The 19,200-nt window shown below is 61.6% G+C and carries 13 protein-coding genes; 9 read left to right on the top strand and 4 right to left on the bottom strand.

The features are described from left to right. The first annotated feature begins 182 nt into the window (after positions 1-182). From ACFSJC_RS06850 to ACFSJC_RS06875, 6 genes are all read left to right on the top strand, one after another. Positions 183-1,514, top strand: a complete 1,332-nt coding sequence (locus ACFSJC_RS06850; protein ID WP_386025081.1) for a sigma-54-dependent transcriptional regulator — start codon at positions 183-185, stop codon at positions 1,512-1,514. 208 nt (positions 1,515-1,722) lie between these two features. Further along, complete coding sequence (locus ACFSJC_RS06855) at positions 1,723-2,379, top strand: DUF2202 domain-containing protein (RefSeq protein ID WP_386025083.1); 657 nt, start codon at positions 1,723-1,725, stop codon at positions 2,377-2,379. A gap of 196 nt (positions 2,380-2,575) precedes the next feature. Continuing rightward, positions 2,576-2,758 (top strand): hypothetical protein, encoded by a 183-nt coding sequence (locus tag ACFSJC_RS06860; RefSeq protein ID WP_386025085.1) that lies wholly within the window; start codon positions 2,576-2,578, stop codon positions 2,756-2,758. A 69-nt stretch (positions 2,759-2,827) separates the two neighbouring features. After that, a complete protein-coding gene (locus ACFSJC_RS06865) occupies positions 2,828-3,655 on the top strand; it encodes a class I SAM-dependent methyltransferase (protein WP_386025087.1) in 828 nt (275 codons plus the stop codon). A gap of 9 nt (positions 3,656-3,664) precedes the next feature. After that, positions 3,665-4,207: a hypothetical protein gene (locus ACFSJC_RS06870; RefSeq protein ID WP_386025089.1), complete on the top strand. Its 543-nt coding sequence runs from the start codon at positions 3,665-3,667 to the stop codon at positions 4,205-4,207. Positions 4,208-4,542: 335 nt separating this feature from the next. Then, on the top strand, positions 4,543-5,841 hold the full coding sequence (locus ACFSJC_RS06875) for a methyl-accepting chemotaxis protein (RefSeq protein WP_386025091.1): 1,299 nt from the start codon (positions 4,543-4,545) through the stop codon (positions 5,839-5,841). 179 nt (positions 5,842-6,020) lie between these two features. On the opposite strand, the gene betT is transcribed toward ACFSJC_RS06875, so the two are convergent. The 4 genes from betT to ACFSJC_RS06895 all read right to left on the bottom strand — a co-directional run bounded on the left by betT (position 6,021) and on the right by ACFSJC_RS06895 (position 14,303). Next, a complete protein-coding gene (betT, locus tag ACFSJC_RS06880) occupies positions 6,021-8,036 on the bottom strand; it encodes a choline BCCT transporter BetT (protein WP_386025093.1) in 2,016 nt (671 codons plus the stop codon). A gap of 203 nt (positions 8,037-8,239) precedes the next feature. Next, on the bottom strand, positions 8,240-9,913 hold the full coding sequence (betA, locus tag ACFSJC_RS06885; RefSeq protein ID WP_386025095.1) for a choline dehydrogenase: 1,674 nt from the start codon (positions 9,911-9,913) through the stop codon (positions 8,240-8,242). Positions 9,914-9,986: 73 nt separating this feature from the next. Beyond that, a complete protein-coding gene (gene betB / locus ACFSJC_RS06890) occupies positions 9,987-11,450 on the bottom strand; it encodes a betaine-aldehyde dehydrogenase (RefSeq protein ID WP_386025097.1) in 1,464 nt (487 codons plus the stop codon). Positions 11,451-11,969: 519 nt separating this feature from the next. Next, positions 11,970-14,303, bottom strand: a complete 2,334-nt coding sequence (locus ACFSJC_RS06895; protein WP_386025099.1) for a diguanylate cyclase — start codon at positions 14,301-14,303, stop codon at positions 11,970-11,972. A 234-nt stretch (positions 14,304-14,537) separates the two neighbouring features. Here ACFSJC_RS06895 and ACFSJC_RS06900 point away from each other — a divergent pair, with 234 nt between their 5' ends. The 3 genes from ACFSJC_RS06900 (at position 14,538) to ACFSJC_RS06910 (ending at position 19,122) form a co-directional block, all read left to right on the top strand. Further along, on the top strand, positions 14,538-14,702 hold the full coding sequence (locus ACFSJC_RS06900; protein WP_386025101.1) for a hypothetical protein: 165 nt from the start codon (positions 14,538-14,540) through the stop codon (positions 14,700-14,702). A 243-nt stretch (positions 14,703-14,945) separates the two neighbouring features. Continuing rightward, complete coding sequence (locus ACFSJC_RS06905; RefSeq protein WP_386025103.1) at positions 14,946-18,098, top strand: hybrid sensor histidine kinase/response regulator; 3,153 nt, start codon at positions 14,946-14,948, stop codon at positions 18,096-18,098. 16 nt (positions 18,099-18,114) lie between these two features. After that, on the top strand, positions 18,115-19,122 hold the full coding sequence (locus ACFSJC_RS06910; protein WP_386025105.1) for a GGDEF domain-containing response regulator: 1,008 nt from the start codon (positions 18,115-18,117) through the stop codon (positions 19,120-19,122). The last annotated feature ends 78 nt before the right edge of the window (positions 19,123-19,200 follow it).

A 19,200-nucleotide genomic window follows, 5' to 3' on the forward strand; every position in this document is an offset into this window, starting at 1 on the left:
GCATTGCAGACCGATCGACCCCGGAGCGGCCGTATTGCGCCGTATCACCGTATGCAAACGACGAACGGGGTCGAAAGCTCAATGCCTTTCCCCATGCGGCGCAATACGCTATCGCTATTGCGCCCTACGCCGGGTCGCAAAACGCGCTTGAATGCGCGCCGAAGCCAGATGGATCGAGAGCCATGAACATCCTGATCGCCGATGACGACGCCATGCAACGCGAGCTGCTCGGCGGATTTCTGGAAAAGCAGGGACATCGGGTCTTCGCCGCCGCCGACGGCGAGGAGGCGCTGCGGCTCTTCGGCCAGGAGCACATCCAACTGGCACTGCTCGACCATCGCATGCCGGGTATGACCGGGGATCAGGTGCTGGAGCGGATGAAGGCACAAAACCCGCTCGTGAGCGCCATCATGATTACCGCCTACGGCGCCGTTTCGACCGCAGTCAGCGTCATGAAGCTCGGCGCCGACGACTTCCTCGAAAAGCCGATCGACCTGACCCAGTTGCTGGCCAAGATCGACGATCTGGATCAGCAGCTCGCCATCGCCGACGACGTGGCCGAACTGGTGCAAGCGGTCGAAGAGGCACCGCTGCCGCTTGACATCATCGGCTCCAGCCCGACGATGCGGGAGACCCTCTCACGGGTGCGCCGCGTCGCCGACAGTCCCTGGAGCGTGCTCATTCAGGGCGAAACCGGCACCGGCAAGGAGCTGATCGCGCGGCTCATCCATCTGCTCGGCCCAACCCCGGACGTGCCCTTCGTCGAGGTCAACTGCGCCGCCATCCCCGAAAACCTGTTCGAGAGCGAGCTGTTCGGACACGAGAAGGGCGCCTTCACCGGGGCGGACCGCCAGCACAAGGGGCGTTTCGAGCAGGCGCGCGGCGGCACGCTCTTCCTCGACGAGGTCGGCGAGCTGCCCGCCAGCCTCCAATCCAAGCTGCTGCGCGCACTGCAGGAGAAGCGCATCAGCCGAGTCGGCGGCGAGCGCGACATCGCCGTCGAAACACGCGTGGTCGCCGCCACCAATCGCGACCTGCGCGCCATGACCGAGACCGGCGGCTTCCGCGAGGACCTCTATTTCCGACTCAACGTCCTGGACGTCCCAGTCCCCCCGTTGCGTCAGCGGCGCGAGGACATTCCAGCGCTGATCGAGCACTTCATCGCCCGCTACGCCCGACGTCCCACCCAGCTCGCGCCCGAGGCGCTCGACGTTCTGATGCGTTACCACTACCCAGGCAACGTGCGCGAGCTCAAGCACATCATCCAGCGCACGCTGACCCTGGCGCGCGGCAGCCGGCTCCAGGCATCGGACCTCCCCGACGCGGTGCGTCGGGCCGAACCCCTGGACCAGGGCGTACTTCAGGAACGTCTCGACAGCGTCGAGCGCGAAATGCTCATCGCCGCGCTGGATGCATGCGACTGGATCCAGACACACGCCGCAGAGCGACTCGGCATCAGCGAGCGGGTGCTGAGATACAAGATGGGCAAATATGGGATTCGGCGGAGAAGCTGATATTCGATAAGGCATCCAGTTCGACGCAAAACGCGGCTTCCAGGCGCAGCCGGGCTCGACATTTGTGTCGAGCCGAACCGTCGATGTCGAAACGAACTGCCGATCAAACTCAAGAAAACGCTTGTTCGATAGACGTTTGAGCAATGGCACGACTCCTGCGCAACAGCGCATGAACACGACAGAAAGTTCACTGAAAAGGAGCGTTCCAATGAGAGCCGACTACAGACTGATCCCGTTCGCACTAACCGCAATCCTGTTCGCCGCCCCCGTATTGAGCGCCGGACCGCACGGCAATGGCTCCGGACCCGGCACCGGACCTGGGCAAGTCACCCTGAATCCTCTGGACACCCAGGAAGCGAGCACCCTGCTCTTCATGCGAGAGGAAGAGCGGCTGGCACGCGACGTCTACCTCGGCATGGACGACCTCTGGCAGTTGCTGCCATTCGAGAACATCGCCCAGTCCGAGCAGAAACACATGGACGCGATCAAGAACGCCATGGACAACTACGGGCTGGAGGAGCCATCGGATCCGAACCAGACCGGTGTCTACACCGACGGCTCGCTGCAACAGTTCTATCTGGATCTGATGGCGCGCGGAGAGACCTCCTATCTTGAAGCCCTGCATGTCGGCGCACTGATCGAGGAGGTCGACATTCAGGATCTGGAAGGTGCCATCGTCGAGACCGGCAACCAGGATCTGCAGAACATCTATTCCAATCCGTTGCGGGGCTCGCGCAATCATCTACGGATCTTCGTCTCGACGATCGAAAGCCAGGGCGTCGTCTACGAGGCCCAATCGATGGATCAGGACGCAGTGGACGCCATCGTCGATACCCCAATGGAACGCGGCGGCAAGTGGCGTTGACAGGATCCTCTGAGCCCTACCCCACCGTAGCGATCGAGCACCCGGACCCGCGCACGCGGGTCCGATGCGTATAGCGACTCATCCACCGGCGTCTCCTCATCTGCGAGCAACGGCTTGACGATGCCGACAGGCTTCGCCAAAGTCATCCGACGTCTCGAACGCCTCCTTCGCCGATCTCACGCCTGCAACCGAGAAGATGATCGCCTGGCTCGGCAGTCTCATCGAGCGCAGCTTCGTCTGGGCCGAGTCGGACCGGCTCACACTGTTCGAGTTGCTCCGGCAGATGAGCGGACACATCGCCCGGATCGACAACGACCCCGCCCGCTACATTCGCCTCCAAACCAAACAGAGCATCGAGCGCGTCAGCAGACTCTACTGAGCCAATTGTCCTTGCAGCCCCGAAAAGGCATAAAAAAGCCTCACCATCAAAATGTAATATGGATTATCAATGAGCGCCCAAAAGCCATTGATCGACAATGGAAACCCAAGGAAATATTTCTACAAAAATGATATAGCTATCCAGTATGACGAAGAGCGATCCGTCGAGAAAAAATGGAGCACAGAACTGGCGATAATCAGTAAGATCGTCGCCAAAATAGACCCTGAAGCATCCATCCTAGACGTCCCCCTAGGCACCGGGCGATTTTTGAAAATTTATGGAGAAAAGGGTCGGAGAATCCTGGTCGGAGCCGATATATCCATGGATATGCTATTGCAGGCAAGGAGAAAAACCGAAAGCCAACCTACCACGAACCGGGCCTGGATGATCGTCGGCGACGCAGAGTCTCTTCCTATGAAGGATCATTCGATCGACTATGTCGTCTGCATTCGCTTTCTTAACTGGCTATCCGGCGCACACCTCGACAAGGTACTCACCGAATGCCAAAGAGTCGCGCGGCGCGGACTCATTGTCGGAGTCCGCGTCCATCGAGGATTGCGGCCTTATGATTTGATACGGCTTCGTGCCCCATACATCAAGCCAGCACTCAATCACCTGCTCGAATCGGCGAGACTTGCGCTCGCAAGAAGAGTCAGCCGCTTTGGTCAGACCAGGCCAAGATCCAAGCGAGAGGCGTTGAAAGACGGGCTTCCCCCTTACGATAACGAGATCAACGAGTTCAAAATTCACGACGACAGTCACATGCGGAACCTGTTCGCAAAATTGCGTTTAAAAATAGCTCGGAAATACACCGTTGACGTGCAATGGGATGACGACGCGAAGCGCCTTCTGCCATACAGCATCTTCCTCTTGAAGATTGAAAATAGCCCTATTTGAAGCAGACCCATGACCGCCGAAAGCAAAAATCTACTGCACCACCATCGCACGCAAAAAAGCCATAAGATCTACGTCATGGCGTCGCCTTGCGGGGGGAAATCCACATTTGCGGCCCGAGGAACCTACAGAGAAGCGCGACTTGTCGACTTCAACGTCTATTTTGAGAAATGGGCAATAGACTCAAAGCTCAACGTCGCCGAATTCAGCCGCACGACACTGGAGGAACGGGAGGCGCTCTACAACAGCGTCAACATCTCCTATCTATACGCACAAAGCGACTCCGTGTGCATGCTGGGCGTCATTGGACCGGAAAACATTCAAGCGCACACCGATATCTCTTTCGTTATCGTACAACCACCGATTCTACGCGCGATGAAGAATTGCTTGCGCAGAAAGTGGGAGCTAAAAAAGAGCAACCGGACGAGTCACTGGTCCAGGTGGAAGAACGTCAGAGATTACCGCAGAAAGCTTGCTTCCTATGCCAAGTCACACGGACTTCCGGTCTACCCCAGCTTTGAGAAGGCATTGGATGCCGTTCTTGACGATCGATAAAAAAGGGATATGGATTTATTCAAGATAGCAGACGAAACAGGAACTCTTGTTCTGCCGAACGAAATGAATACCGCCTCCCCGTCAGGTCTGGCGATTAGTTAACGCTGGAATGGACTGACATGCGGCGCAATACGCCGTGCTATTGCGCCCTACGCAAACGCAGGGCATTAGAAAAATTCGCTCGTGGTGTACAACGATTTGTGCAAACATCAACTGGATGCTTGAACGGGACAAGTACGCCTAACAAGCGCTAGGGAACGGCTCATGGCCGCGATGATGCAAACCGATGACGGGATGATTCTGAAAGTGCAAAACTAATCTCTGGAGAATAGACGATGGCTGTCGACCACCATTCTTTTGCGGCTGCCTTGGAAGCCTTTCGCGGAGAGTTCGACAAGCTCGCTCGCATGCTGCTCATCGCACTCGTATGTGTCACACTGCTTCGTCTATTGCTTTGGCAATTTTCCGGTGATTGGATCTGGCCACTGGGCATTCTGCTCGGCTGCGTTGTCGCGCTGCGCATCCGCTCACGCCTGCCACGGCATCTGGCGAGCCTCGACCTTTCTCACCGTGAGCGTGAGCGCTTTTTCATGGGCATTCTGGATGCCTGCGAGCAACCCTGTTCGGTCACTGCGCTCGGCAATGCGGGCGACAAGGAATGGCGATGGCTCTACGTTAACGGTCCCGTTCAGACCGCCTTCGGAAAACCTCTCGAAGCATTCCTCGACAAGCCCTGTCATCAGTGGGGCGCCAATATCTGCAAGACCGCGAATTGCGGGCGAGAGTGCCATAGCCGAGGCCAGCCGAACACCACATTCGCGCAGGACTTCGGAGCCGGATTGAACCACTTTCGTGTCTACACCAAACCCATCAACGACCTGTCGGGGCAGCCGGCCTACATGGTCGAGTGGGTCGATCCCCAGGAAGAGCTGCGGTTTCAGATTTCGCATGCCGGCGATCGTGTCAATGAGCTGTCGACCCGTGGGGTTCAGTCGACCCAAGAGCTCTCGGGGAACATCAAGAGTGTCGCCACTGCGGCCGAGGAACTCTCCTACTCGACCTTGGACATCAGTCGCTCGGCCGAAAGCGCCGTCGCCACCATCGCGGACGTGGAAAAGATCACGCAGAAGGCTGGCGAGGAGGCAGAGGAGGCGGCCAATGCGATCAACTCGCTGGCGGCCATCGGCGAGCAAATCTCGGATATGAGTTCGGTCATTCGAGCGATTGCGAATCAAACCAATCTGCTGGCTCTGAATGCCTCGATCGAGTCAGCGCGCGCTGGCGAGCATGGACGAGGTTTCGCGGTCGTGGCCAACGAGGTCAAGCAACTGGCCGAGAAGACCCAAGACGCCACGAAACAGATTAACGACAAAACTGAAGAGACACGTTTGCAAATCGCTGACAACGTTTCTCGGGTCGCCTCGTTGTCGAAGCGGGTGAACGAAGCAACCGATCGTGTCGGGGATGTCAGATCCGCCATGCAGTCGGTTGCGGCCGCAGTGACGGAGCAAAACGCAGCGGTGGAGGAAATCGCCCGCAATGCGACCGAGGCATCGCATGCCACCGATGAAGCAGCCAATCTCTTAGAGCAGACTTCGGAGGCGGCCAGGGAACTGAAGGCCAAGCTCGCATAGGCAATGAAACGCCCGCGCGCATATGGCTTTTGGAGAAAAGCGGCGAGTTGATGTTGGTTTGGTCTGGCATGCGGCGCAATACGTTGCGCTATTGCGCCCTACGCAACCTGGGTCGAGGAAGGGGCAAACAGTCGAACGAGGCGAGTCGCGTCCCTGCGGCTCGCCATCACACTGCCGGATCAGCGATCCAGATGCAGGAACTGCATGTGACGCTCGTACTGGTTGAGGATGTCGTTGATGACCTGGCTCTTGGTGTAGCCGACCAGGTCGTACTCACGGCTGCCCTCGCGCAGGAAGACCTCGGCGCGGTAATACTGCTCCTGCTCGGCATGCTTGACGATGCCGCCGCTCAGACCGAGCGCGAAGACCGGCTTGAGGCTGCCGACCAGATGGACGCGATAGACGAAGTCCATCTCCTCCCCGTGTCTGATGCAGAGATTGATCTGGCCCGACGACTCGTCGTAAGCCAGGTCGGTGTCGAGTCCACGCTGATTGAGCGCGGTCGCGACCTCTTCCATCGCCGGATAGACAGTCTCGGTCATGAAGCGCACGACCAGCTGACGCGATGGGAAGTGCACGATCCGCGACAGACGCTCTTTCCACCCCAGCCCGGCGGCCGGAATCGCCGGCGCGAAGTCGATATTGCCCGCCTTCAGCTTGGTCGCCTCCTGACGCAGGCTGTAGTGCAGCGACCACATGAAGAGGATCAGCACCAGGGAGAACGGCAGGGCCGAGACGACCACCACCGACTGCAGCGAGTTGAATCCGCCCGCGAACAGCAGCCCCAAAGTGATGAGCCCGGTCAGCACCGCCCAGAAGGAGCGCAACCAGATGGGTGCGTCGCTCTCTGAGGTGAGTCCGCGCGTGCTGAGGTTGGCGAGCACCAGGGCACCTGAGTCCGCCGAGGTGACGAAGAAGATGAGCCCGAGGATGACCGCCAGCACCGACCAGACGCTGGACAGGGGATATTGGTCGAAGAGCGCGAACAGACCCATGGCCGGGTTTTCGGTGGCGATCTGACCGAGTTCGACGGCACCGTGATTGGCGACCAGATCGATGGCGCTGTTACCGAAGATCGAGAACCAGGCGAAGATGAATCCGAGCGGGATGAACATGACCCCGAAGACGAATTCCCGCAGCGTCCGACCCCGCGAGATGCGGGCGATGAAGAGCCCGACGAAGGGCGACCAGGCCAGCCACCAGGCCCAGAAGAAGACCGTCCAACCCGCCTTCCATGCCTCACCCTCCTCGCCCTGATAGGCGTAGACGTCGAAGGTCTTGACCATCAGCGTCTGGAAATAGTCGCCGATGTTCTCGACCAGCGCGTTCAGCAGGAAGAGGGTGGGGCCCATGATCAGCAGGGCCAGCAACAGCAGGGTCGCGAACCCCATGTTGATTTCGGAGAGACGCCGCACGCCGCGCTCGACGCCCGAGATGGCCGAGAGGGTCGCCATGGCGATGACGGCGATGATGATGCCCGCCTGGACCAACTTGCTGGATTCGATGCCGAAGATGTGGGTCATGCCGGCGTTGGCCTGCAGCACCCCGATACCCAGACTGGTGGCGATACCGAACAGGGTGCAGACGATGCCGAAGGTATCGACCGCGTCGCCCATCCAGCCGCGTGCGCGCTCCTCGCCGATCAGCGGCACCAGCGCCGAACGCAGCGCCAGCGGCATCTTATGGCGATAGGCGAAATAGGCCAGCGTCATGCCGACCAGGGCATAGACGCCCCAACCGTGAAGCCCCCAGTGGAGGAAGGTCTGGGCGATGGCCTGGCGCTCGGGCTTGAGCAGACCGGTATCCCCGCCCGGCGGGGTCAGATAATGCGCCAACGGCTCCGAGGCACCGAAGAACAGCAGGTCGATACCAATGCCGGCGGAGAACAGCATCGCCGCCCAGGTGACATAGTTGAAATCCGGCTGGGCGTGATCGGGACCGAGCCGGATATCGCCATGGCGCGAGAAGCCGATGAAGAGCACGAAGCCCGAATAGGCGGCCATGACCAGCATGTAGTACCAACCGAAGTCGTTGGAGACCCAGGTCAGCGCCTGCCCGAGCAGGCTTTCCATGCGGGTCGGAAAGAGCATGGTGATGGCGATGAGGGTGAAGGTCAGCACCGTCGAGGCGACGAAGACACGACGGTTGAGCGAAAGCGCGGGCGCCTTCTCGATGAGGTCAGGTGGATTGGACATGAGTGGAAGCGAACGAGTGGATGAGTGAGCGCGACCGGACACGGACGTAGAGCGGTCGACGAAGACAAGCCGTCCGGGCCTGGGAGGCGCGAACGACACGACGAAGCGGTGCGCAAGGCGCACCTGGAGATATCCGCCACATCAGTGGCGGATACCAGAGGGAGAGGGGGTGACGGACACCGCCCCGGATGGGGCGTGCGTCCTCAGACGGTTCGACGAACCGGGGCGCCATCGGCGCGATAGTAGTCGACACGGGCACGGTGCATCGATTTGCCGCGAATCCGGTCGGCGATCTTCTCGGCGATCATGATGGTGGTCGCGTTGAGATTGCCGGTGATGATGCGCGGCATGATGGAGGCATCGACCACCCGCAGGTTCTCCAACCCATGGACGCGGCCGGCGCCATCGACGACGGCCTCGTTGCCCGTCCCCATGGAACAGGTGCCGCAGGGGTGATAGGCGGTCTCGCCGTTGTTGCGGACGAACTCGTCGAGCTCGGCGTCGCTCTGAAGATCGTCGATCGGCGAGATCGCGCGTCCGCGATAGGGGGCGAGCGCCGGCTGGTCGAAGATCTCGCGGGTGATGCGGATGGCGGCGCGGAACTCGCGCCAGTCCTGCTCGTGCGCCATGTAGTTGAAGAGGATGCTCGGGTGCGCCTTGGGATCGCGCGAGCGCAGCTTGACTCGTCCCCGGCTGGGCGAGCGCATCGATCCGACATGGGCCTGGAAGCCGTGCGCCTTGACCGCGTTGCGCCCGTCGTAGCGCACGGCGATCGGCAGAAAATGGTACTGGATGTTGGGCCAGTCGAACTGGGCGTCGGAGCGGATGAAGCCGCCCGCCTCGAACTGGTTGCTCGCCCCCAGGCCCGTGCCCATGAACAGCCATTCGGCGCCGATACGCGCCTGATTCCAGGGCTTGAGCGCGGGTGCGATCGAGACCGGCTGCTTGCACTCGTACTGCATGTAGAGCTCGATATGGTCCTGGAGATTGTTGCCGACACCCGGCAGGTCGAGCACCTCGGGAATGCCCAGTTCGGCGAGCCAGGCGCCGGGCCCGACCCCGGAGCGCTGCAGGATCTGGGGCGAGGCGATGGCGCCGCCGCACAGCAGCACCTCGCGGCGGGCATGGGCGGTCTTCTCGGCACCGCCCTGACGGTAGGCGACCCCGACGGCGCGCTGTCCCTCGAAGAGGATGCGGTCGGTGAGCGCGCGCGTCTCGATGCGCAGTCCCGGACGGTGACGGGACAGGTCGAGATAGCCGCGCGCAGTGCTGGCCCGGCGTCCATTGGGCGTGACGAAACGGTCCATGGGACCGAAGCCTTCCTGCTGATAGCCGTTGAGATCGTCCGTGCGCGGATAGCCGGCCTGCACGCCGGCCTCGATCATGGCCTCGAACAGCACATTGTTGCCCGCCTTGGGCGTGGTTACCGCGACCGGGCCGGTGGCACCGTGATAGTCATTGCCACCGATGTCGCGCGACTCCGACTTCTTGAAATACGGCAGACAGTCCAGGTACGACCAATCCTCCAGACCGGGGATCTGTGCCCAGTGGTCGAAGTCGAGCGCATTGCCTCGGATGTAGCACATGCCATTGATGAGCGAGGAACCGCCGAGACCCTTGCCGCGCCCGCAGTCCATGCGACGATCGTTCATATGCGGTTCGGGGTCGGTCTCGTAGGCCCAGTTGTAGCGCTTGCCCTGCAATGGATAGGCGAGCGCCGCCGGCATCTGGGTGCGGAAATCGAGACGATAATCGGGACCGCCGGCCTCCAGCAGGAGCACCGAGGTTCCGGCGTCCTCGGTCAGGCGGGCGGCGAGCACGTTGCCCGCCGAGCCGGCGCCGATGATGATGTAGTCGTATTCGGTCGTTGCTTGCATCTTGAATTCTGTCCGGGGGAAAGCGGAATACGGATGGGGCGGTGCGGACGCGGGAACGGCGTCCGCGCACGGATCAGAACACGGAGCTGAATTCCCCCAGCTCGATCTGGATCGACTTGGTTCGGGTGTAGTGCATCAGGGTCTCGATGCCGTTCTCCCGACCGATCCCCGATTGCTTGTAGCCGCCGACCGGCATGGGCGCGGGCGATTCGCCCCAGGTGTTGATCCAGCAGATGCCGGCCTCTAGGCGATGGATGAGACCGTGGGCACGCTTCAGGTCCGGCGTGACCACTCCGGCGGCAAGCCCGTAGCTGGTGTCGTTGGCGCGGGCGATCGCCTCGTCCTCGGTGTCGTAATAGAGGATGCTCATCACCGGCCCGAAGATCTCCTCGCGCACGATGCGCATCTCATCCGTGCAGTCGGTGAAGACGGTCGGCGCCACATAGGCGCCCTGATCGAAGGGAGCCTGCATCAGCCGCTCGCCGCCGCAGAGCACCCGCGCCCCGGCCTGCTTGCCGGACGCGATGTAGTCCAAGACCTTTTCCATATGGGCGAAGCCGACCAGGGGGCCGAAGTTGGTCTCCGGGTCGAGCGGATCGCCGATACGCATGCGTGCGACCCGGACCTGGATCGCCGCCTCGAAGGCATCCTTCCAGGCACGCGATACGAAGACGCGGGTGCCGTTGGTGCAGACCTGACCGGAGCTGTAGAAATTCGCCATCATGGCGATGTCGGCGGCCAGATCCAGGTCGGCGTCGGCGCAGATGACCAGGGGCGACTTGCCGCCCAGCTCCATGGTGACGTCCTTCAGCGACGAGGTCGCGGCCTGGGCGACGACCTTCTTGCCGGTGGCCACGCCGCCGGTGAACGAGACCTTGTCGATCCCCGGATGCTGGCTCAGATAGGTCCCGACGGCGACGCCGCCCTGCACCACGTTGAACAGCCCGTCCGGCAGGCCCGCCTCGGTGAAGATCTCGGCAAGCTTGAGGGTCGTCAGCGGCGTGATCTCGCTCGGCTTGAACAGCATGGCGTTGCCGGCCGCAAGCGCCGGTGCGGCCTTCCACATCGCGATCTGGATCGGGTAGTTCCAGGCACCGATGCCGGCGACCACGCCGAGCGGCTCTGGACGGGTGTAGACGAAGCTGGTCTCGCGCAACGGGATCTGGCGACCCTCGATGGCGGCGGCCAGGCCGGCGTAGTATTCGAGCACGTCGGCGCCGGTGACGATATCGACAGCGGCGGTCTCGGAGATCGGCTTGCCGGTGTCGAGCGTCTCGAGCCGGGCCAGTTCGTCGTTGCGCTCGCGCAGGATGTCCACGGCGGCCTGGATGATGCGCCCGCGCTCGACTGCGGGGCGGACGGCCCAATCGCGCTGCGCGCGGCGCGCGGCGTCGACTGCGACGTCGATGTCGGCCTCGGTGGCGGGCTGGATCTCGGCGAGCACCTGGCCGGTGGCTGGATTGATGCTCTGGAAGGTCGCGGCGTCCGTGCGCGGCAGGAACTGTCCGTCGATGTAGGAGGTGTGGATGGTCGTCATGCTTGATTCGAACGGTATCGGACGAAGCGCCAGTGGACGCATCGAAAAAAGTCGCAAGCGGCATCGATACGTCGATGCCGCTCGATGAATTGGCGCGCCAAGGTCAATCCGTGTATTGCGAAAAACAGGGATGGCAACGAAGCGCATCGCCATGAGCCTCGACATCCCATGCATGGATGCGCATCGAATGGCGACGAAAGGGCAACGACGGCTCAGTGACGAGAGGGCGAACGGCGATCTCCATTCCGCCCGACATCGAAATCGGTTCACTCGATGTCGTTAAAAATGCAGTCAGTTCCGAGGGGACGAGCGGAAAACAGCGGTCTCGCGTCCTGGTGTTCGAGCCGGTCCCGTCGATCGGGCAACAGCCGCGCCATCCTTAGACACGAACCTATTCATTCTCCATTGAGCACGGGATGGCGTCAACGTCCAGGCGAAATCGAACACCAAAAGAGTATTTTATACCCACAAGAACGCCGTCGAGGAATCGGGATGTTGACGCCCGAGATCCGAATGCCTCTAGTCTTCCGAGACCGGCACGGTGGGATCGTCCGTCAAGCGCTCGGTGCACACGCGGTTTCGTCCCTCCGCCTTGGCCCGATAGAGCGCCCGATCGGCGCGCGCGATCAGGGCATTGATGCGTTCCGGCGTCTTGTATTCCGCCACGCCAAAGCTCGAAGTCACCGGTTGACCGATGCCGAAGTCCTTGTCGGAGATGCGCTGTTTCAGCAGCTCGGCCAGGTGCCCGGCGGACTCCAGGGCGGTTTGCGGGCAGAGGATCAGGAACTCCTCGCCTCCCCAACGCACGACCAGATCAGTGGGCCGGCTCGTTTCGCTGAACAGCTGAGCGAGTCGGATCAGAACCTGATCCCCCGAGTCATGCCCCTGGCTGTCGTTGATGGCCTTGAAGTGGTCGATATCGGTGATGATGAGCGACAGCGGAACCTCATAGCGGTCCGCGCGCGCCATCTCATTGGCGACGACCTCGGCGAACTTGCGCCGATTGGCGACGCCGGTCAGCTGGTCGGTGGTCGACAGGATCTGGAGCTGCCGATTGGCCGCCTCCAGACGCCGGTTGTAACCGGAGATGACGCGGTCGCGATAGAACAGCAGCAGCCCAACCACACCGATCGCGCCGAAGATCTTCATCAGCAGCGGACGGTCGAGCTCCTTGACGGTCTGGACCGACACCCATCGCGACAGGGCCTGATCGATCTCTTCCTCGGACAACGAGGTCAATGCCTTTTCATAGATCGACAGTAGCAGTGGATTGTCGCCGCGCACGCCGATGGTCAAGGGGTAACGCTCATCGAGCTTGCCGGCGATCTTGACATCGATGAGCTGGTTCTTGCGAATCGCGTAACCGATGCTGACACTGGTGTCGATGAACCCGAAGGCATCACCCTTGCGCACCGCCTCCAGACCGGCCAGCGGATTATCGACCTCGATCAGACGGACGTCCGGATAGCGACGGCGGAAGATATCCTGTAGCGCGTGATGTCGGATGACGGCGAAGGTCTCGCCCGACACGTCAAGGATGCTGTCGATGAAGGGCTGCTCCTGGCGGGTGGCGAGCACCAAGGGCACGTCCAGAAATGGCTGGGTGAAAGACAGAAAAGAACTGCGCTCGGGAGTCGCCACCGCCGCCGAAACGAGGTCGCAAAGGTGTTCTTGAGCGGCGCGCAACGATTCGGCCCAGGTTCTGGTCGGCACCACCGTCAAGTCGACACCCAACCGCGTGGCGATCGCCTCGTGGATGTCGGCGATGATTCCCCGATACTCGCCCGCCGCGTCCAGACTCTCGTAGGGCATCCACTGCGGATCGACGCATAGCGACAGCGATCCCTTGGCGCGGAGGTATCGCCGTTCCTCCAACGTCAGGGGCACATAGGCCCCGCCGGCCTCCGTCCCACCCTGGCCTGCAAAGAACCAGCGTCTCTGGATCGATCGACGCTCGTGCTCGGGAATTCCGGCCAACCCCTTGTCGAGGATGCTGACGGCCTCCGGCCAATCGCTGCGCACGGAGAACACCAGATCCAGAGAGCGGCCGGTATCGGGCACCATCTCCAGGTACGGCATGCCGAGCTGGTTGGCCAGGAGTAGAGTCGCGCCGTTGCCGAGCGTCGCGTCGGCCTTGCCAGCGCCGACCGCATGAAGACAGTCCTCGACGCTGTCGACAAACATCAGCTCGACCCCCTTGACCTCCCGAGCCCGCTTCTCATCTGCAAGAACGCCTCGCTGGACCACCAGGGTCTTGCCAACGAGATCCCGAACCGAATGGATGCCCGCAGGATTCCCATTGGCAACCAGCAGCATCTTGCGCAACGAGATGTAGGGGTTCGAAAAATCCAGAAAACCTCTGCGCTCATCGTGGACGACGCTGGTGCTGAGTCCATCGATACGTCGCGCCTTGGCCGCCTCCAACATCTCGCTCCAGCGCCCCAGGACAAGCTGGAAGTTGGCCCCGGTCAGGGCGTTGACGCGATCGAGGATATCGGCGTCGTACCCACGGACCCGACCGTCCGGCGCGGCCATGACATAGGGCTCCCATTCGGCGTCGCTCCCAAGCCGGATCGTCGGGTGCGTTCTGAGGAAACGCTGCTCGGCGGCAGTCAGGACGACCCTCTCATCAACACCTGGCTCGCCGGCTCGCGCCCAAATCGACCACGCCGACAGGCTCGGCAGCAACCAGAAGCACAGGACGGCGGTGAACAGACGAGAAACGCGGATGCAGGACCGACGATCGAGGACGCCTTGGCTCGGCGACCTCGCATAACGCGGGTCCGATGCCCCGCCTTCATTGGAACGCTGGAGCCAATCGAGAAGCCTTTTAGGTCCAGCATTCTCCAGCATGCGTCTCAACCACTCCATCAACAGAGAATCGATCCGGCACACGAACATTGAAGCGCAACTGTTGTCGATGATCCATCAGATACCGTCCGATGTCGAACCCACCCGCCACGAACGCATGCCCAGCCACTCCCAGACCCACCGAGGACAGCAGGCATGGTCGGTTGCAAACATCGTGCACGACCCAACGCTGTCCGATGATAGACCTTCTGTACGCTCGCCAACTGGAGACACCTCATGGAATACAACAAGACCTTCGCATTGCTGGAGGCCGTGGCCCTTGTCGGACTTACCGCCTGGCTCTTCTATCTCAACGCATCGAGTTCACGACGAAGCTCGGACGACGAGGACCACAACCAACCCGAACGCGAACAGACACACAAAGACACGCCTGGGTCCTGACTCCCCCCGATGCGAACGAAGTCGCAATGTTCAACGGATCGATCGGCGACACTATGACCAAAGTCATTCCAACTGCGGGTGACGCTCCCCGAATGCGCGTCGATGTGATGCGTAGCGCGGCAAGACACAACGAGACAGCACGCGACCACCTGGAGACGATTCCCGGAGCGGACGCGCGCTAACGCTGTAAACCGCGACCCAGCCGCCTCCCTTGTCGGAGGCTTCGACCGAGAGATCAAACTGATGGGCGAACAGCATCTCGGAACTCCCCCGGAGACCGAGGGCTTCCGGCCAATTCGCGACCCGCTTCTGCTGCTTTTCTGCATCACCCTCGCGCTCTTCGTGGGGCTCAACATCCTGATCACTGCCTGGATGCAGCGGCACGAGGCCGATCATGCCAAGCACGCGGCACAACGCGGATACGAAACGCTGCTGCAGCAGACGCTAAACCAAGAAGCCAACAACCTTTCGGGCCAACTGGACTTCATCGAGCAAGACGAGGCGCTGGCCGAGGCCTATCTGAGCGGAGATCGCGAACTGCTGCTCAAGCACGTCAAGCCGGTCTACGAGCGCCTCAAGCAACGATTCGACGTCACCCATTTCTATTTCCACAGGCCTGACAAGAGCTGTTTCCTGCGCGTGCACAACCCGCCGCGCCACAGTGATCGCATCGACCGCTGGACCCTGAACACGGCTGCGACGACGCAACGGGAGGCATCCGGGATCGAACTCGGCCCCCTGGGCACCTTCACGCTTCGAGTCGTCAGGCCCTGGACAATCGATGGCCAGCTGATCGGTTTTCTCGAACTGGGCAAGGAGGTCGAGCGCTTCACCGCAACGATCAAGGAGGTGCTGGGTCTCGATTTCTTCGTGCTGATCGACACCTCCAGGCTCGACCGGGAGCAATGGGCCGAGGGACTTCAGGTGCTGGACCGCACGCCCCTCGCCCCCTGGGACGCGCTGGACGATCGGGTCATCGTGGACGGCACACTGAGACCGATGCCGCACGCCCTGCTCGACTGGATGAAGAAACCGAAACGGGGCACGGAGCGGCGTCGGCATGTCAGGGTCGGGGACCGCCTCTATGACTGCGCGCTGGTCCCGCTGTTCGACGTCACCCATACCCGCGTGGGCGAGGTCGCCATTCTCCTCGACCAAACCGAAATGATAAGGGACCACGCGCGTTCCTCGGGACTATTCATCATCATTCTGATCGCCACCGGGACCGTCGTGATCAGTGTCTTCTGGCGCGTCTTCGAACGTCTGAAACACAAACTCGACGCCTCCCACGCGGCGCTTGCCCAGGCACGGGGAAAACTGGAAACGCGAGTCGCCGAGCGCACGCGCGAGCTGGCCACCACGAACGCCGAGCTACGCGAGGAGATCGCGCATCGCAAACAGGTGGAAGAGGCCCTGATCGAGGCCAAACAGCGGGCCGAAGCCGCAACCGAGGCCAAAAGCCGCTTCCTCTCGGCCATGAGCCACGAGCTGCGCACTCCCATGAACGCCATCATCGGCGTCGGCGAGGTGCTGGTCGACACCGAACTCGGACGCGATCAGGCCCACTTCATCCGTATCCTGCAAAGCGCTGGCGACGATCTTTTGAACGTCATCAACGACATCCTGGATATCTCCAAGATCGAGTCCGGCGAACTGACCCTGGAGTCGATCGATTTCGACCTGTCGCAGCTGGTCGAAGAGACCTGCGATATGCTCGCCATCCGAGCGCGGACCAAAGGGCTGGATCTGGCACTGCGACTCGATCGATACCTGCCCGTGCACGTCGTCGGCGACCCTCATCGACTGCGCCAGATTCTGATCAATCTGATCGGAAATGCCGTCAAGTTCACCGAGCGGGGCTACGTTTCGGTCGAGGTTTCACTGGACGAGGCCGCCGCGCCGCCTGCCTCCGAAAGACCTCCGGGAAGCCAGGTCGCGCTAGTTTTCAGCATTCGAGACACAGGTATCGGCATCCCCGAGGACAAGCAAGAGCAGATCTTCGAGAGCTTCACCCAGGTCGATTCATCGACGACCCGCCAATATGGTGGAACCGGGCTGGGACTTGGGATCTCGCGGCGCTTGACCACACTCATGGGCGGCACCATCGAGGTCCAGAGCGCGCCGGGATGCGGCAGCCTCTTCGCCGTGCGCCTGCCAATGAAGACGAGCAAAGACGAGACGGTCTCGGCGCCGCTCGCCGAGATCCCGAACCTGCCCGAAAGACGCGTCCTCATCGTCGATGACATTGAGGTCAATCGCCTCATCCTGGGCGAGATGCTTCAGGAATGGGGGATGGATTTCGCCGAGGCGGAGAACGCCAAGCAGGCATTGACGATGCTGAACGCGGCCCGAAACGCCGGACGACAGTTCGACACCCTGCTGCTCGATTACTGGATGCCGGGTATGGACGGACTCGACCTGGCCAGCATCATCACGCAAGACCCTAGGTTCGCAGAACTCGACATCGTCATGCTTGCCTCCGACTCCCTGATTATGGACAAGGCCCGCACGCAGCGGACCCGGCTCGCCGGACATCTGGTCAAACCGGTGAAGAAGCGGGATCTGAAACGTCTATTGCTCGGATTCACGCAGGGCGCCACCGGAACCGGCACGTCGAGCGCCGAACAGGGCGCCACAGACGATGACAAGGGAGGATCGCTGCCAGCGGCGCGAATCCTCGTGGTAGAGGATTCGCCCTACAACCGCACCTTGATCCAGGCATTTCTGGCACGGACACCCTTGCAGGTCGACTATGCCGAAAACGGCGCCGAGGCCATCGAGAAGTGGAACACCAACCCCTATACTCTCGTCCTCATGGACATGCAGATGCCAGTGATGGACGGTTACGAGGCGACAACCGCCATTCGCGAGCAAGAGCGAATCGAGGATCGAGCACCGACGCCAATCGTCGCGCTGACCGCCTTCGCCCTGACCGCAGACGTGGACAAGTGCCTCGCCGCCGGCTGCGATGCCCATCTGGCCAAACCCATTCGCAAGCGGGATTTCTTCCGCATGCTGCACACCCATCTCGGCGTAGCCTCGCCCCCTACCGCAGAGCATGCCACCCAGGAGGAAACGCCCCCCATGGAAGAACATTCGGAGATTTTCGCCTATGCCGAACCTGAACTGCTGCCCTTCGCACAGGAATTCCTCGATACCCAGCGGGAGACGCTCGAATGCCTGCGCGCGCTGCTGCTGGATGGGCGCTTCGAGGACATCCGCCGCTTGGGGCACACCATGAAGGGCGAAGGCGGCGGATACGGACTCGAAGAGGTCTCCGTCATCGGGGCGGCCATCCAGGATGCCTGCGAGCTGCAGGCCGTTCAAACGATCGCGACGCTACTCGATCGCCTGGACACCTATCTCGATCAGGTGCGAATCCTGCCCAAATCCTGATGGCAAACGAAGCGCAATGAAAATCCTGATCGTCGACGACTCGGTGCACGTCCACCGCCAGTTGCAGGTCTTCCTGGCCGTCGACGGCTATTCGGACCTGGTGTTCGTCTCCTCGGCCGCCGAGGCATTCCGGTGTCTCGGACTGGAGGGCGATGGACATCCGCCTCCCATTTCAGTCGATCTCATTCTCATGGACATTGAGCTGGACGACATCTGTGGAATCGAGGTGACCCGCCGCATCAAGGGCGAGCCGAGTTTCACCGACGTCCCTGTCGTCATGGTGACGGCCGATACCAGTCCCGAGAGCCTGAGCAAGGCATTCGAGGCCGGCGCGGTGGATTACATCAACAAGCCGATTCGCAAGATCGAGCTACTGGCCAGGGTGCGTTCCCTGCTGCGATTGCGGCAGGAAACCCTGACCCGCAAGGCGTGGGAAGCCGATCTGGTCAAGCTCGCGGCCAAGCTGGAACACACCAACCGCGAACTCCAGCATGCCAATGAAACACTGGCACGAATCGCCGCAAGCGATGGACTGACCGGGGTCGCCAATCGGCGTTATTTCGACAAGACACTGGCCCAGGAGTGGAGACGCGCCCAGCGGCGCGAACTCGACATCGCCGTGCTGATGCTCGATATCGACCACTTCAAGCGTTACAACGACACCTACGGCCACCAGGCGGGAGACGCCTGCATATGCCAGGTCGCGAACGCCCTGACCTCGGTCGCACGCCGGGCCGGCGAATTCGTCGCCCGCTACGGCGGCGAGGAATTCGCCATCGTGCTACCGGAAACGGATCTGCTCGGGGCCACCCTTGTGGCCCAACAGGCGTTGGCCGCCATCGCCGAGCTTGGACTGCCCCATGCCGGGCAAGGGGCGAGCGGACAGGTCACCATCAGCATCGGCGTCGCATCGAGACAAGCGCGTCAGAACGAACACTGGGAGTCCCTGATCCAGGCGGCCGACGAAGCACTCTATCTGGCGAAGAGACAGGGTCGAAATCGACTGGAAGTCGCCGAGCACTGACCCACATCCTGCTCCAGAGCCGATCGATCGGCGGCTCTCCACCCTGTTCCGCCCCCCCCGGAACTTCACCGCGTCGAT

This window comes from Thiorhodococcus fuscus (genome assembly GCF_042682685.1).
In the GTDB taxonomy this organism is placed as follows: Bacteria; Pseudomonadota; Gammaproteobacteria; order Chromatiales; family Chromatiaceae; genus Imhoffiella; species Imhoffiella fuscus.